This window comes from Cellvibrio sp. PSBB006, assembly GCF_002162135.1.
In the GTDB taxonomy this organism is placed as follows: domain Bacteria; phylum Pseudomonadota; class Gammaproteobacteria; order Pseudomonadales; family Cellvibrionaceae; genus Cellvibrio.
Map to the genome: position 1 here is coordinate 4,194,644 of NZ_CP021382.1, position 13,835 is coordinate 4,208,478.

Annotated in this window: 18 protein-coding genes and 1 tRNA gene; 10 read left to right on the top strand and 9 right to left on the bottom strand. The window is 46.3% G+C overall.

Annotated elements, in window-relative coordinates:
- Window positions 1-3 precede the first annotated feature (3 nt).
- The 3 genes from araD to CBR65_RS17390 all read right to left on the bottom strand — a co-directional run bounded on the left by araD (window position 4) and on the right by CBR65_RS17390 (window position 3,872).
- Window positions 4-1,761 carry an L-arabinonate dehydratase gene (araD, locus tag CBR65_RS17380; RefSeq protein WP_087468028.1) on the bottom strand — a complete coding sequence of 586 codons (1,758 nt, stop codon included), beginning with the start codon at window positions 1,759-1,761 and terminating at the stop codon, window positions 4-6.
- Window positions 1,762-2,082: 321 nt separating this feature from the next.
- Window positions 2,083-3,132, bottom strand: a complete 1,050-nt coding sequence (locus tag CBR65_RS17385) for a LacI family DNA-binding transcriptional regulator (RefSeq protein ID WP_087468029.1) — start codon at window positions 3,130-3,132, stop codon at window positions 2,083-2,085.
- A gap of 113 nt (window positions 3,133-3,245) precedes the next feature.
- A complete protein-coding gene (locus CBR65_RS17390) occupies window positions 3,246-3,872 on the bottom strand; it encodes a LysE family translocator (RefSeq protein ID WP_087468030.1) in 627 nt (208 codons plus the stop codon).
- 79 nt (window positions 3,873-3,951) lie between these two features.
- On the opposite strand from CBR65_RS17390, the gene CBR65_RS17395 reads away from it, so the two are divergent.
- From CBR65_RS17395 to CBR65_RS17425, 7 genes are all read left to right on the top strand, one after another.
- Complete coding sequence (locus CBR65_RS17395) at window positions 3,952-4,281, top strand: hypothetical protein (RefSeq protein WP_087468031.1); 330 nt, start codon at window positions 3,952-3,954, stop codon at window positions 4,279-4,281.
- 400 nt (window positions 4,282-4,681) lie between these two features.
- A tRNA-Pro gene (locus CBR65_RS17400) sits at window positions 4,682-4,758 on the top strand.
- A gap of 184 nt (window positions 4,759-4,942) precedes the next feature.
- Window positions 4,943-5,491 carry a DUF2726 domain-containing protein gene (locus tag CBR65_RS17405; RefSeq protein WP_157672133.1) on the top strand — a complete coding sequence of 183 codons (549 nt, stop codon included), beginning with the start codon at window positions 4,943-4,945 and terminating at the stop codon, window positions 5,489-5,491.
- 32 nt (window positions 5,492-5,523) lie between these two features.
- Complete coding sequence (locus CBR65_RS17410; RefSeq protein WP_087468032.1) at window positions 5,524-5,907, top strand: hypothetical protein; 384 nt, start codon at window positions 5,524-5,526, stop codon at window positions 5,905-5,907.
- Window positions 5,908-5,993: 86 nt separating this feature from the next.
- Window positions 5,994-6,848, top strand: coding sequence for a hypothetical protein (locus CBR65_RS17415; protein ID WP_087468033.1), 855 nt, complete (start codon window positions 5,994-5,996; stop codon window positions 6,846-6,848).
- Window positions 6,829-7,473, top strand: a complete 645-nt coding sequence (locus tag CBR65_RS17420) for an alpha-ketoglutarate-dependent dioxygenase AlkB (protein ID WP_198300779.1) — start codon at window positions 6,829-6,831, stop codon at window positions 7,471-7,473. Before CBR65_RS17415 ends, CBR65_RS17420 begins: the two co-directional genes overlap by 20 nt.
- A 54-nt stretch (window positions 7,474-7,527) precedes the next feature.
- Window positions 7,528-7,686 carry a carbon storage regulator gene (locus CBR65_RS17425; protein ID WP_087468034.1) on the top strand — a complete coding sequence of 53 codons (159 nt, stop codon included), beginning with the start codon at window positions 7,528-7,530 and terminating at the stop codon, window positions 7,684-7,686.
- Window positions 7,687-7,793: 107 nt separating this feature from the next.
- On the opposite strand, the gene CBR65_RS17430 is transcribed toward CBR65_RS17425, so the two are convergent.
- The 6 genes from CBR65_RS17430 to CBR65_RS17455 form a co-directional block, all read right to left on the bottom strand.
- Window positions 7,794-8,843: a DUF262 domain-containing protein gene (locus tag CBR65_RS17430; RefSeq protein WP_087468035.1), complete on the bottom strand. Its 1,050-nt coding sequence runs from the start codon at window positions 8,841-8,843 to the stop codon at window positions 7,794-7,796.
- On the bottom strand, window positions 8,840-9,586 hold the full coding sequence (locus tag CBR65_RS17435) for an FRG domain-containing protein (protein ID WP_087468036.1): 747 nt from the start codon (window positions 9,584-9,586) through the stop codon (window positions 8,840-8,842). Before CBR65_RS17435 ends, CBR65_RS17430 begins: the two co-directional genes overlap by 4 nt.
- A 397-nt stretch (window positions 9,587-9,983) precedes the next feature.
- Complete coding sequence (locus CBR65_RS17440; RefSeq protein WP_087468037.1) at window positions 9,984-10,370, bottom strand: hypothetical protein; 387 nt, start codon at window positions 10,368-10,370, stop codon at window positions 9,984-9,986.
- 71 nt (window positions 10,371-10,441) lie between these two features.
- Window positions 10,442-10,942: a hypothetical protein gene (locus tag CBR65_RS17445; RefSeq protein ID WP_087468038.1), complete on the bottom strand. Its 501-nt coding sequence runs from the start codon at window positions 10,940-10,942 to the stop codon at window positions 10,442-10,444.
- 33 nt (window positions 10,943-10,975) lie between these two features.
- The gene (locus tag CBR65_RS17450) at window positions 10,976-11,599 is read right to left on the bottom strand and encodes a hypothetical protein (protein ID WP_087468039.1); all 624 of its coding nucleotides are present in this window, start codon (window positions 11,597-11,599) and stop codon (window positions 10,976-10,978) included.
- A gap of 118 nt (window positions 11,600-11,717) precedes the next feature.
- Window positions 11,718-12,140 carry a GNAT family N-acetyltransferase gene (locus CBR65_RS17455; RefSeq protein ID WP_087468040.1) on the bottom strand — a complete coding sequence of 141 codons (423 nt, stop codon included), beginning with the start codon at window positions 12,138-12,140 and terminating at the stop codon, window positions 11,718-11,720.
- A gap of 259 nt (window positions 12,141-12,399) precedes the next feature.
- On the opposite strand from CBR65_RS17455, the gene CBR65_RS17460 reads away from it, so the two are divergent.
- The 3 genes from CBR65_RS17460 to CBR65_RS17470 all read left to right on the top strand — a co-directional run bounded on the left by CBR65_RS17460 (window position 12,400) and on the right by CBR65_RS17470 (window position 13,826).
- Window positions 12,400-12,666 (top strand): PepSY domain-containing protein, encoded by a 267-nt coding sequence (locus CBR65_RS17460; protein ID WP_087468041.1) that lies wholly within the window; start codon window positions 12,400-12,402, stop codon window positions 12,664-12,666.
- Window positions 12,666-13,196, top strand: coding sequence for a cytochrome b/b6 domain-containing protein (locus tag CBR65_RS17465; protein WP_087468042.1), 531 nt, complete (start codon window positions 12,666-12,668; stop codon window positions 13,194-13,196). Before CBR65_RS17460 ends, CBR65_RS17465 begins: the two co-directional genes overlap by 1 nt.
- Window positions 13,197-13,358: 162 nt before the next feature.
- Window positions 13,359-13,826 carry a nuclear transport factor 2 family protein gene (locus tag CBR65_RS17470; RefSeq protein WP_087468043.1) on the top strand — a complete coding sequence of 156 codons (468 nt, stop codon included), beginning with the start codon at window positions 13,359-13,361 and terminating at the stop codon, window positions 13,824-13,826.
- Window positions 13,827-13,835: the final 9 nt, after the last annotated feature.

Genomic DNA, 13,835 nt, shown 5'->3' on the forward strand with positions numbered 1-13,835 from the left:
TGTTCAGTGAATTTCCGGCTCACCGGCATCCAGGTGTTTAACCGGAATGGTTTCCAGGAAATCAAAATCACAACCTTTATCCGCCTGACTCACATGGCGTTGATACAGCTTGCCGTAGCCACGTTCGAACTTCGGCTCCGGCGCAACCCAGCGCGCTTGGCGCGCGGCCATCTCGGCATCGCTGATTAGTACATTTAATTTTCTTGCCGGAACATCCAGTTCAATCAGGTCGCCGTTTTGTACAAATGCAAAAGGTCCGCCAATATAAGATTCGGGTGCGACGTGCAATACACAGGCGCCGTAACTGGTACCGCTCATGCGCGCGTCAGAGATGCGCACCATGTCGCGCACACCGCGCGCTAATAATTTTTGTGGAATCGGTAACTGGCCCCACTCGGGCATACCCGGTGCGCCCTGCGGGCCGGCATTTTTTAAAACGATGATGGAGTGTTCATCAATATCCAGATCCGGTGCATCAATACGTGCAGCCATATCGGCGTAACTTTCAAACACCACGGCTTTGCCGGTATGTTTTAACAAATGCGGTTCGGCGGCGGGCGGTTTGATCACCGCACCGTTGGGCGCGATATTGCCGCGCAGCACGGCAATGCCATCGCTGGTTGCGAGAGGGTTTTCACGTGTGCGAATCACATCCTCGTTAAACACTTTTGCGCCTTCAATATTTTCACCGAGGGTTTTGCCGGTGATGGTTTTTTGTTGCAGGTCGAGCAAATCGCGCAGGTTGTTTAATAAGGCGGGCAGGCCACCGGCGTAATAAAAATCTTCCATCAAATAATGTCCAGCGGGACGCAGGTTGGCGAGTATCGGCGTATCGCGCGCGAGTTCATCGAAGCGGTCCAGCGTCAGATCGATACCGGCGCGGCGCGCCAGCGCGACAATGTGCACAATGGAATTGGTGGAGCCGGATAGTGCCAGCGCAACCCGAATGGCGTTATCAAAGGCGACGGGGGTGATGATGTCTGACGGCTTCAGGTCTTCCCAGATCATCTCCACAATGCGGCGCCCCGATTGAGAGGCCATTTGTGCGTGACGTGAATCGGGCGCGGGGATAGACGCGGCGCCCGGCAAGGAAAAACCTAAGGTCTCCGCCACACTGGTCATGGTCGACGCGGTGCCCATGGTCATGCAGTGGCCGGGCGAGCGCGCGATGCCATTTTCAACACCCTGCCAGTCCTGTTCAGTGATATTGCCCGCGCGCAATTCCGCCCAATATTTCCAGGTATCCGAACCGCTACCGAGAGTTGCGCCCTGCCAGTTGCCGCGCAGCATAGGCCCGGCGGGCACAAAGATCACCGGCAGATTCATGCTGATCGCACCCATTAACATGGCCGGTGTGGTTTTGTCGCAGCCACCCATCAATACCGCGCCGTCCGCCGGGTACGCGCGCAATAACTCTTCGGTTTCCATCGCCAATAAATTGCGGTAGAGCATGGCGGTGGGCTTTTGAAAAGGTTCGGATAAGGTTGACGCAGGCAGCTCGATGGGAAATCCGCCGGCCTGCCAGATGCCGCGTTTGACCTCCTCCACCCGCTGTTTGAAATGGGTATGGCAGGGGTTGATGTCGCTCCAGGTATTGATGATCGCCACCACCGGTTTGCCAGTGTAGTCCTCCTGGGTAAACCCCATTTGGGCGGTGCGGGAGCGGTGGCCGAAAGAACGCAAATCTTTCACGCCATACCAGCGATGGCTGCGCAGCTCTTCGGCCGATTTTTTGTAAGTGGATTTTTTGGATGCGCCCATGGTGCTGCGTTCTCTCTCAGGGCGTGATCTCCAGTCTAGCTGGATGGCGGGCGCAGTAGGGCGCTCAATAGGGTGGATGATCACGCTGTTATTTTTGGCAGAATGTCAGCTTCTGCTCGGTTGATATTGGGCATGATTGCGTAATCAGTTGCGCTTTTCAAGCAGAAAAAAGAATTTTAATTAATGATTGCGCTTATCATTTGGTTTAAGTGATGAAGATGTCGACACGTTCGCTACACAGATAGCAGCCTGTTCGGCGAAGATCGCCGTCAGGATCATGCGAAGAAAAAATGAGGAAATACAGGAAGAAAATACGCGAAATCAGGCGCTTTCGCGCTCAAGGATATTGAAGCCTACGTCAATTATGCGCGGTGAGCTGCTATCGGTGGGGGCTGGATCATCCATCTTGGCGATCAGGGCCTCCGCCGCGAGCCGTCCGATTTCGGCACCCTTGATGCCCACCGTGCTGATCGCCGGATAGGTGTGGGCCGAAAAATCCAGGTTGCCGAAGCCCATGACTGCCAGATCTTCCGGGACCCGGATATTGCGATGCAAAGCCTCGGCAATCACCCCGTGAGCCAGGGTATCCGAACTGCAATACACCGCATCAAAGGTTTCGCCGCTATCCAGTAATGCCGCCAGGTTTTCCCGGCCCTGGCGAAAGCGGGCCGGCGTCGGCACCGTACGACTGGCCAGGTTATCGATACCTGCATCGCGCAATGCAGCGGTAAAACCGGCGAAGCGGCGCACCGCGCGCTGATCGTTGGCGGAGACGGAAGCAAAACGACGATAGCCTTTTGCGAGTAAGTATTCACCCACTGCACGACCCACATCTGTATGGGAGAAGCCGACTAATGTATCGATAGGATTGGGCGCTAGATCCCAGGTTTCCACCACCGGAATACGCGTGTTGATCAAACGTTCATGAATGCCATCCGCGTGGGAGGTGCCGGTCAGGATAATCCCGTCAGGCCGATTGCCCAGAATCGCTTTGAGCAGGTCTTCCTCCCGACCTTTGTCATAAGCCGACAAACCGAGCAGCGTTTGGTAGCCCGCTTGCGCCAGGGTGTCAGTAATGGCCTGAACCGTATCCGCAAAAATCGAGTTCGCGATCGTCGGCACAATCAACGCCACCAGCCGGCTGCTGCGCGTAGCCAGGCTGCCCGCCAACATGTTGGGCACATAGCCCGTGCGGGTAATGGCATCGCGGACTTTTTGCTGGATCTCCTCTGACACCAATTCCGGCTGGTTCAGTGTGCGCGATACGCTGATCGGCGAAACGCCAGCCACCTTGGCCACATCAATCAAGGTGGGCGCTTTCTTGTGGGCCTTTTGAGGGTTGCGTGATTGCTTGGGCTTTTTATCTTTCATGGTGTCTTTTGCAGGATGATTGCGTGCATCATAGCCTAAATGGCTGCTAAAGGAAGCGTTCGGGATTTTTACTCACTACGTCGGTCTTGTCCGTTCGGATGCCCACAGGCCGATTAATGTTGGTTGTCGACCAGAAGTAAGAACACGCCCGCCACAATCAGAGCGCTGCCGGATAACCGGTTGAACCAGCGGTGATGGCGCGGCGTCTTCAGCCAACGCAGAATCTCACGGCCGCCAACGGCATAGGCCAGCATCCACACCAGATCCATCAGCAAGAAGATGACGGTAAGCAACGCAAATTGCGGCACCAGAGGGCGGTCGGGCGCAATAAATTGCGGAAACAGCGCACCGAAATAAATAACACCTTTGGGGTTGCTCGCGGCGATGCCGACCGATTGGACAAACAATACCCAGGCTGACGTAGTAAAGCGTGTGTTCGGATCGGTGGATACAGATACCGGCTTCACAAACAATTGCCAACCCAGAAACGCCAGATACGCCGCACCGATCCATTTGATCAGGTCGAACAGCCAGTCGGCCCGACTCAGCACCAGGCCAAGCCCTAACACCGAAAGCAACATCAACAACAAGTTGCCCACGCTCGCACCAGCCATTCCGTAAAGCGATTTGCGCACGCCATATTGGCCACCATTGGCCAGGCACGACAACATCACCGGACCGGGGCTGGCGGAAACAAACAGTGTCACGGTGATAAATAACAGGAGTTGATCAAGCGGCATGATAGGAAGGCTTACTAAAAGGCGTGCTAGTGTAGTCTATACTCAAACCAGAAACCCCATCGCACCCGCAGGTATTGGTATGAGCCACAGTAGTATTGCCGAAGCAGTCAAGGTTCTGGAGGAGTTGTTGGTCGGGCTGGATGAAGCCTACTGGGAATCCGCCACCATCGAAAACAAAGATTTTTTCTACGACATCATCAGTGCCATCCACGGCGAACTATCAGAGCTGGCCAAGCTCAGCGTGCAGGATCATCACCTCGATTACGAGCCCATCACCATCGAATTCCGCACCGCACGCATCAAGCTCGGCAAATTGCGCAAGATGCTCGACGACTACGTCCTCCGTTCCCGCACAGCCTCCCGCCTGGAAGCCCTTATCGGCGAAACGGTTTTTTTGTCATCGCGTTAACGCTGATTTTGCAGAAATGGAGATTGCGCCATCATGGGCAAAGCTGCGTAAGATCACGCCAAAAACGTGGCGAACGGCACAGAAGTGATCAATATATAGCCGAACCTCATCACCCCATCTTGCTTATTGCCAATCAATTTAAACATGACGCCCTAAAAACTGGCGTAATGCCCCCGCCCAACAATACTTAGAGTAACTGGTGGTTGCATCCAGCGATGCGTAGTCGCACCGGTTGGAGTGATCTAAGCCAGTTGGAACTCCCTTTATTTGTACTCTAGTATGGTCTTCTCCGGCGCTTCTAATAGCGCCGGTTTTTTTATGCCCGAAATATTTATGCCCAAAGCATTTACAGCGCAGCCGCGATCATTATAATTTCGCGCTGGCCCTGCAAGGCCAATGTCGGAGCGTAGCGCAGTCCGGTAGCGCACCTCGTTCGGGACGAGGGGGTCGGAGGTTCGAATCCTCTCGCTCCGACCAGAATCCCGCCAATAAGCCCTTGATTGTCCGTTGGATGGTCAGGGGCTTTTTGCTTTTGGGCCTTTTTTAAAGGGGCTATCTTTTTGATCTTTGGGTGGCGCTTAACTATAGTTATTGGGTTTTGCGAGGCTATGTAACGCATGATGTTACCAAGCAAGGTTGCCTGAACGTCGAGGAAGGAAGCATGATGGACTTAATATACGTAATATTTTTCGTCACCATTTTGATTGTGTTTGCAGGCGCTATTAAGAATGGCGGAAAAAGACGGTTTAAATATAACCCCGACGAAGAATGGCCTTTCGAAAAGCAAAGGCTGATGAGTCACCCAGAACAAGTTATGTATTTTCGCCTTCGCGAAGCCTTACCAGATTATTGTATCTTCTCCCAGGTCCAGCTTTCCCAATTAGTCCGCGTCAGAAAAGGCCATGATTTTAAGCAATGGTTTAATCGCATTAACAGAATGAGTGCGGATTTTGTCGTAACGGATAAAAGCATGAACACGATAGCCGTCATAGAAGTAGATGATAAAACCCACCAAAGAGCGGACCGAATCGAACAAGATAAGAAAAAAGACAAAGCTTTGAAATCAGCAGGAATAGAAGTAATCCGCTGGCCAGCAAAACCACTTCCAACAGTAGAAGCAATACGAAGTAGATTCTGGAAGCCCACAGAAGAAACTTTCAAACCGGCAGTAGCTAATCAGCCGGACTTAGGTGTATTAAAGGAAGCCTGATTTAAGGCTTGGAAAAAATGGAAGGAAGAACAATGAGAAAGAAAATAATAATCGCAGGAATTCTATGCTTGACGGCAACCTGCAATAGCCAGGCGGAAGAATTGGAAAAAGCCAAAACAAACCCCGATGCAATACCGCCTGTAATCACGCTAGAAGATACAGATTTAGATCTGACGGCGGAACAGCAAATTATTTTGCTCAATCGCAAAAAAGCGGATTGGTTATTAAAAGATATAAAAATAGGTGGGAAACAAATACCAAGCTCTTACGACAAAAAGATAGAACAATTGCAACGCGAAAAATTCGATGCAAGCCCTCGCCAAACAATCCCCTTAAAAGACTGCATCAAGCCGAATAACGTTATTGATAATGATGTTCAGGAATGTTTGAATGGTCGGATAGAGAAATCATGGTAAATACAAAATTCAGAGGATAAAAAATTATCGCTGATAGAATCTTAGAGACAGGAAAATTAACGTAATATTAAAAGGAGAATGAAAAAATGACTTTATTTGAAATTGTTAATGGAGTATTGACCGATCTATATAAACAAGGGGAAAAGGAGCTTGGAGAAAAACTAGATGAAGAGATAATTAATCAATTAAATTATCTTTCAAATTCCTATAGAGAATTGGCGGACTCATCTAGAGCCCCAATAGACTACAGCAGTCCTGTAACAAGATTTGCTTACGTATACAAATATGTGGCAACTCATGGAGATTATTTGGTGCAGGTGATGGAAAGAGTTAATAGCCTATTGCGTGGGCCTATATTCAACAAAGAAAGGGTCTCCGTCGCATGTATCGGAGGAGGTCCCGGATCTGAAATAATAGGCGTTCTAAAATATTTAGAGGAAAGTGAAGAAGAGAGGGTAGGGGAAATATTGTTTCATCTATTAGATAAAGAGCAGGCATGGAGCGATACCTGGACTGATATAAGACAACAAATAGAAGGCTTTGATGTAAATTTCGTTTTCCAAAATTTAGATATAACTAATACAACAACCTGGAAATATGTAAGAAAATTTTTGAACGCGGATTTATTTATCATGAGTTATTTTTACTCTGAAGTTCAAGGGCTCGGCGATGTCGTTAACACATCAATTAAAAGCATATTAAATGATGCAAAATCCGGATCATTATTTATATATATAGATAATGGAAGCGACTATTTCAATGAGAAATTCGACTCTCTGTATGATGAGAGTGAGTTTGAAGTAATCTTCGAGCGCACCAACGATTGGTTCACCCCTAGGTTAAGCGAACAAGTGGATATACTAAAAAAATACAAAGAAAAATTTAATCAAAATGCAAAGTTAAAAGGAAAGCTATCCATCCGTGCAATTAGAAAGCTATAAAAATATGGACCTTTTCTCAACCCCTAAGAAATTTGATAGGCTAAACATTCCGGATGCTGAAGTTTTTTATATGCAAAATATGGGTTTCGATATTCCGGATGATGTAGTAATGCGAAGGCTGATTGACGAAACCAAATGGAAAGATGAAGAAATATTCTTATATGGAAAAAGACACAAGCAACCTCGGCTGATAGCTTGGTACGGCGACGATGATAAAAAAAACTATTCTTACTCTGGAATAAAACTAAACCCTAATCCTTGGACAGAGCTTCTTAAGGAAATAAAACTTCATGTCGAAAAGCTATGCAATTACGAATTCAATAGCGTGCTTCTTAATTATTATAGAAGCGAGAAAGATAGCATAGGATTTCATAGTGATGATGAAAAGGAGTTAGGAAATGCACCAGTAATTGCATCTGTTAGCTACGGAGAAATTAGAACTTTTATCTTCAAGAGCAAGAAGAATAAAAAGATAAAAAATATTTCATTAAAACTTTCATCAGGAAGCTTGCTGCTAATGAAAGGGGATACCCAAAAAAATTGGGTTCACGGAATTAATAAAGAGAATGTCAAGTGCGGGCCTCGAATTAATTTGACTTTTAGGCATGTTGAAGAGGGCGAATGAAGGGCCGGATAAATTTACAGTGTTCTAAAATACCAACCAAAGAAGGAGCTTAAAATGCTAGTACTAGGCAGGCGCGAACAGGAAACCATAAACATCTATACCAGCGATGGCGATATAGAAATTATGGTAACCAGAATTCATGATAATCAGGTAAAAATCGGAATCACCGCACCTGATGATGTGGAAATAGTGCGAGGCGAACTGGAAGAATAAAAAAAAAGGGAAGAGCCGTGCGCTTTGCGCGGCTCAACTTGAATAAGCTTAAAAAGAAAAGCCCAAATAGCGATTATCTGCCCACAACTAAAAACTCTTACATTTGATCAAATGTAATCTAACATGATTCTGGTTCTCTCCTTAAGAGAGCTTGCATCATTGGTGCCCTGCTGAGACATACGATCATATTCAAGCAGCTCAAACTCAGCGCTCTCAATGCTATCTTCAGCCACAATCCTATTGTCGCGTCTTCTATCTTGAAAATCTTCAATCTGCTTTCTTGTTAAGGTTATCTGGCCATCAGAATGAAGCTGATGCCTAGCCACTAAAAAATAAACTGGCAACGACGCCTGTGCTGTCAAAAGCTTATCTTTATCTGTAAATATGGAGGCTAAATATTTGGTGATGCCACCTACCGAATGCAGAATAGTTTCTATATGAGATCTATTTGATTTTTTAAATTTCTTAGCAAAACCATCTAAATAAACCTTTTTAATGTCGATGATTTTTCCATCCGTAGATAAGCAATGTTCCAGATACAATAGTTTTATAGCGGCTTCTCTATGTTGATATCTTCTGTTGGAAAATCTAACCTTCTTCGTGAATAGGTTCTGCTTAGATAGCTTAGTAACCGCTTCTATACAATGACCCCTAATCGCATTACGCTTTTCTGCAGCATTAAGTGGCACAGCCTCATTGAGTCGACTAAACATATCTTCAATAAGGTCTAAGTCATCTGTGTCCACAACCATTATTGGTAGCAAAGTTCCATCAAATTGATTCTTAATTTTAGGATGATTTTTTGCTAAATCATTGTAGGTCATCCCCCGGAGGTCAATTGATTTATCCTTAAGATAGTCAATATCCTCGCCAAGAGAGTAATCACCATCTATAAATTGCCAAATTGCTTCTAATCTTTGCCTTCCATCAATGATGGCGTAGTCACGACCCTCAGCATCATTTCTCAGTTTATGAAAGTATATTTTCGGAAGATCATATCTATTGATAAGGGAATCCATTAACAACTGCTTTTTAGATAAACTCCATACATCCCCATTTCTCTGGTACTCGGGAGCGACATCTATTTCGTCTCTAATTGTATAACTAGAATATACCGAGTTGCCGTATGTAAGATGATTGACCTCAAAATGACTCATCTATAACTCCCTCTGATTTTTTGACCAATGCTCGCAAGCTCCGGAAATATTTGAAACCTTCCCAGCCCAAGAAGCTTTAATTCTTCTGCAATCACGGATTTAGAGTCTGCAGGAATAATATATTTGCGCACATGAGACCTGTCTCCGACCTCCTCGATTGGCGTTTTACTTCTGCTAATCGTGAAAGCACCGAGTTGGGCCTGTATCCTCGGGTTATTTCTAGTTGCTATTGCTGCAATAGGCATCAATCCAGCACTATTTTGCATATCAAATTTTATTGTTTCGAAGTCACTCATATAATCACCTTCTTCAAAAGCAGGAATATATGAGTCCCGTTTAACATTCGTATTGGTATTGAGTTTTCCAGGGTCAAGAACCCAAAGCGCCCCTTCCTTCTTCCTATTTAATTTGGCCTCACCTGGATCTACAGCAAAATACAATGCTACCAATGGACTTTCGGACCAGTCTAAAAGTCTGGTAGGAACGCCATAATGCTGCATTAAAATTAACCAGTCAAAATCAGTCTTAGGGGTATGTTTATCTAAGAGATAATTAGCATTTTGCCGAAACTCATTAACTAATGATGTCTCTTTGGGAGGTTTTTTCAAGCGTTCATAAGCTGATTCAAGCTTCCAGGAGGAGTCGGCATGACCCCGATACCAAACAGCCCCTCCATTTTGAACCTTATCGACATTAAGATTTTTAATTAAGTCGGCAACGCATTTAATTTTCTTATCTGCCATTTGCAATCCTTTAATTTCGATCGAAAGCCATAGTTAACACGATAAACTTATAAGCCTTAAACAGGGGCTTTAACCATAGTTAAATATCATTAGAGCATAGCCCATGGCGTCAAAGTATAGATGCGGAATCAGCAAGACGCCAGAAATCCAATGGACTGAAATGTCCTATTAATAGCGAGGAGTTAATTGTCCCGGAGGAGGAAAAGGCAAAAATGTCGAAAATATGTCGAAATCAATGCGGCCAATAGTGGATCAATGAGGCAAGGAAGGTGATATAGAGGCCCGTAATTTGGGCCTTTGGGAAGCATAGCGGACTAATGTGGCATGATCAAAAGGGGTTCGAATCCTCTCGCTCCGACCAGAATCCCGCAAAAGCCCCTGATTGTCCGTTGGATGGTCAGGGGCTTTTTGTTGTTGTGGGGACTTCTCTCGGGGAGGAGCTTTTGCTTGAAGGCTTGGCTTTGAGCAGTTCCTTCTCCATGGATTCCAGCGCTTGGTTCGACAGTGCGATTTCGTTAAGGAGTTTCTTTTCTATATCGTTGATATGTTTGGCATGGGCTGAAGCTTTATTGTTATTAAGCATGCCCCACAATCCCAACACGATAACACCGAGGGAAACCAATCCTGGGCCTATAAACCAAAAAATAAACGCGGTGGGATTTTCACCGAAATAAATATCGCCTCCGTGCCGCCTTTCGATAACCAGATCGGAACCGGCCCAAAATAAAAATAGCAGGCCCGAAAACCCCATCAAAATCATTAATATCTTCCCTGTGTTCTTCATGTAACTACTCCCGTGTGTATTTCAAAAAACGCCTAAATAAAGGGTGCGGTATTTCTGATAACCTTACTTATTCATATGTTTTTTACGGCATCTTGCCACTCATCCTCTTTAATAATCTCGCAACCAATCCCCTCATACTGCAGTGATTTGTAATCAATTTTTACGTCGTCACAACGCTCGACAAAACGTTGAGCATCTGATCCATCCAGCATGGAGTCATATTTGATGCTCCAGTATTCGCCTGAGGCAGTTAAAACCAATGCGTCAAATAAATAGGAATCTACCGGTATACGAACAGATCCGTATCTGAAGGGAGTTTGAGTGCCGATAGCACTTTTAATGCAGGCTCGGGAATCCGCGATGGTCATGTGATTATTGACTGGGTCGTTCACATCAAGATGGTTATGTATGCCGCAATTTAATGATCCTTCGCCCGCCAGACGATTTACTTCCCCTGCCATGCCGCGATAACCAAAAGCATCCCATGGCGAGGTGTCAGGCTCTTTTACTGTGGTTGTCGAGCAGGCTGTGAGTAGTGCAATGAAAATTGCTGTGCGCGGTATTGCGTTCATATATATTCCTATAACCAGAGATTGCATGGATACCTATTTGTACAGATCGATAATCCGCTGGCGATCACTGGCAGTAAACTTGCGCCGATCCCTCTTTCCTGGCTTTGGTGGGTAATCCATAATTCCTAAATCTGAACGATGTTTTAGTCCCAGTTTATGCCCAAATTCATGTGCATCGGTTAGTTTCCAAGTGCTCCGAGGTGGTGTGGAACCGAGCAGTAAGGCATTGCCCCATTTGTAATGTGTTGGCGCTGGTGCCCAGCCGCCTATGTATAGTCCCGCCTCACATGAGCATAGCTTCAAGCCTTGGACTATTTCTGCCAGCGTGGCGCCATGAATTCTGATATCAAATTTTGAAGCATTCGGAGAGAAGTTAATTGTTATGCCAGTCTTTGCGTAGACCTCTTTAATATTTTTTAGTCCAATCTCTGCTCGGTAGATATTGCCAGTGAGAATGTAGGCTAGGCTTATCGTCAATTTGCCGTTCGAAAAAACCACCTTATTCTTAAAGGCAGGGTTGGCTGTATCTGGTTTCGTGATGCCTGCGGGTTTGCCAACCAAATTTTCAAGTTGGGCTACGGTTAGGCCGCAATTGGAAATTGTTTCAGTCTTGCAGGTTTTCAGATCCTGTCTATGAGCGCGAGACATAGAGTTCATATCATCATCCATTGAGTGACTTTTATAAGGATTTACTTTACCGCACAATAAATCTAAAAGTTAAATCTGCTTCACATAGTCCGATTCTTGCCGCTCTTCTGAATCTTTTAAACGAGATTTAAAGCCTTTTACTAAAATAATAAGTCGCACACCCCTTGGGCCTGTCAGGGATAGTCGCCATAAGCTCGTAACCCAGCTTTTCATAAAAGCCTTTGGCTTGCCAGCTGGTGGTGTCCAAAAAGATGTTGCTGTAGCGCTTTTCAATTGCAAAGGCTTCTGCTTTCTTCATGAGTTCTGTCCCTATCCCCTGTTTTCGGTGCGTCTCATCCAACCATACTATTTCAACATGCAGCGTATTCCAGTAACCGGAAGCGCGCAGGCCGCCGATGATCTCTTTTGTGGTATTGCGCACAAATAAAAACAGTTTGGTGCTGGGTTCTTTTTGTAGCTCAGGATTTTGCGCGTTGTTGTAATCTATCAGTCTCTTCAGTAGCGCGGCGTCATCTTCGGGCGATGGCGTTGTGGTGAGTTCAATATCCATTTGTCTTTCTCTTGAGAAATTCAGGGTTTACGGGCAGGTATGGCGATGGACTATACCTGGGCGGCTAACCCTTGTCAGCCCTCGGGATTGATGATGCCGCTTATTATCAGTAAAAATACGAACAACACTGAATGTGCAAGAATCATCAAAATGCGCACCATTTAATTTTCTTAACCCTCCCCACCTTGTATATTCCCCGCGATTAATTTTTAATCACTCCTCGGTCAACAATAATGTATTAACTTTAATGGAGGTTTTTATGCGTAAGTTGCTGTTAACTGCTTTGATTGCCCTGAGTCCTGTGGCGTTTGCTGGTCCTGAGTGTACGACTGCCGATAAGGCGGAGTGGCAGGATAAGGATCAATTCCAGGAGAATCTCAAGGCTCAAGGTTACGATATCAAGAAGTTCAAGGTTACCTCAGGTAACTGTTACGAGATTTACGGCTGGAATAAGGACAAGCAAAAGGTTGAGATTTACTACAACCCGGTAACCGGTGCGGTAGTTAAAGAGGAAATCGAAGACTGATGAACGCAGCAACCGAAAAACTCTGGGACCCTTTGGTCCGTTTGTTTCACTGGTCATTGGTATTTATCTTTTTTGCCAATTATTTCTTTAATGAAGAGGGAGATGATTGGCACCAGTGGCTGGGCTATGCGGCGGTCGCGTGGTTGGTGGTGCGATTTGTCTGGGGATTTTTCGGTCGCGGTGCGGCGCGTTGGGCGGATTTTTTTCCGACGCCCGCGCGTCTTTCAATTCATATTCGCGCTCTGGTACGCGGCGAAGCTTATCACCGCATGGGCCACTCGCCGCTTGGCGGGCTGGTGATGATCCTCATGATGCTGTGTATCCTGAGTTTGGGGATCACCGGTTATATGATGCAGGAGATAGATTATTTCTGGGGTGAGGATTGGGTTGAGGAGCTGCATGGGTGGATCGCTAACAGCCTGCTTGCTCTGGTGATTATCCATGTATTCGCGGCCTTGTTTGAAAGCTATCGCCTGAAAGAAAATTTGCCCTTGTCTATGGTGACTGGCAAACGCCGTAAACTGGATTAATTGTGGGCTATAGCCGATATTTCGGTTATAGCCGCTTCGCTTTTTCCTACAACTCTTCACTTCGCGCGACTTCCATTCCAGCATATAATCACGCCACATCAAAAATAACCGCACACTGGTTTATTAAAAGACACGGGTGCGGATCATGTGGAGAGTGAGAGTATGTTGTTTCGTCTGTGTATTTTGCTGTGCTGGTTTTCCTCTGCAAATCTGTTGGCTGCCGAATGCTTGCAGCCGTCTCGCTTGAAGGCTCTGGATGCGCAATATGAAGAAGCTGTGCGCGTCGGTGATGTCAAATTCCTGAATACGTTACTGGCTGATGATTTTGTGTGGGTGCATAACCTGGAGGCGGATATCGAAAATAAATCCGGCCTGCTCACGCGTCTGAAAGCCGAGCAGGACATTGCCAAAGCGCGCAACAGTCACGACATTACCTTGCATGGTTTGGCCGACACGGTGGTATTGAGCGGCCTGAGTTCTGTTGATAAATACAATCCCGATGGCAAAACCTTCCGCACCTCTCGCTACCGTTTTATGCGCACCTATGTTGCGGTAAAAGACCAATGCAAATTGCTGTCGGTCCAGACCATGAAAGTCTGGAGCAGTGAGAACGCGGGCAAGATTGAATAAGCGGACGAG

What these genes read in the sequence shown, in the direction of transcription:
- CBR65_RS17440 (WP_087468037.1), bottom strand. Translation starts at nt 10,370, where the DNA reads ATGAAGAACACAGGGAAGATATTAATGATTTTGATGGGGTTTTCGGGC.
- CBR65_RS17465 (WP_087468042.1), top strand. Translation starts at nt 12,666, where the DNA reads ATGAACGCAGCAACCGAAAAACTCTGGGACCCTTTGGTCCGTTTGTTT.
- CBR65_RS17430 (WP_087468035.1), bottom strand. Translation starts at nt 8,843, where the DNA reads ATGAGTCATTTTGAGGTCAATCATCTTACATACGGCAACTCGGTATAT.
- CBR65_RS17445 (WP_087468038.1), bottom strand. Translation starts at nt 10,942, where the DNA reads ATGAACGCAATACCGCGCACAGCAATTTTCATTGCACTACTCACAGCC.
- CBR65_RS17435 (WP_087468036.1), bottom strand. Translation starts at nt 9,586, where the DNA reads ATGGCAGATAAGAAAATTAAATGCGTTGCCGACTTAATTAAAAATCTT.
- CBR65_RS17415 (WP_087468033.1), top strand. Translation starts at nt 5,994, where the DNA reads ATGACTTTATTTGAAATTGTTAATGGAGTATTGACCGATCTATATAAA.
- CBR65_RS17410 (WP_087468032.1), top strand. Translation starts at nt 5,524, where the DNA reads ATGAGAAAGAAAATAATAATCGCAGGAATTCTATGCTTGACGGCAACC.
- CBR65_RS17450 (WP_087468039.1), bottom strand. Translation starts at nt 11,599, where the DNA reads ATGAACTCTATGTCTCGCGCTCATAGACAGGATCTGAAAACCTGCAAG.
- CBR65_RS17405 (WP_157672133.1), top strand. Translation starts at nt 4,943, where the DNA reads ATGATGGACTTAATATACGTAATATTTTTCGTCACCATTTTGATTGTG.
- CBR65_RS17470 (WP_087468043.1), top strand. Translation starts at nt 13,359, where the DNA reads ATGTTGTTTCGTCTGTGTATTTTGCTGTGCTGGTTTTCCTCTGCAAAT.
- araD (WP_087468028.1), bottom strand. Translation starts at nt 1,761, where the DNA reads ATGGGCGCATCCAAAAAATCCACTTACAAAAAATCGGCCGAAGAGCTG.
- CBR65_RS17395 (WP_087468031.1), top strand. Translation starts at nt 3,952, where the DNA reads ATGAGCCACAGTAGTATTGCCGAAGCAGTCAAGGTTCTGGAGGAGTTG.
- CBR65_RS17425 (WP_087468034.1), top strand. Translation starts at nt 7,528, where the DNA reads ATGCTAGTACTAGGCAGGCGCGAACAGGAAACCATAAACATCTATACC.
- CBR65_RS17390 (WP_087468030.1), bottom strand. Translation starts at nt 3,872, where the DNA reads ATGCCGCTTGATCAACTCCTGTTATTTATCACCGTGACACTGTTTGTT.
- CBR65_RS17385 (WP_087468029.1), bottom strand. Translation starts at nt 3,132, where the DNA reads ATGAAAGATAAAAAGCCCAAGCAATCACGCAACCCTCAAAAGGCCCAC.
- CBR65_RS17455 (WP_087468040.1), bottom strand. Translation starts at nt 12,140, where the DNA reads ATGGATATTGAACTCACCACAACGCCATCGCCCGAAGATGACGCCGCG.
- CBR65_RS17460 (WP_087468041.1), top strand. Translation starts at nt 12,400, where the DNA reads ATGCGTAAGTTGCTGTTAACTGCTTTGATTGCCCTGAGTCCTGTGGCG.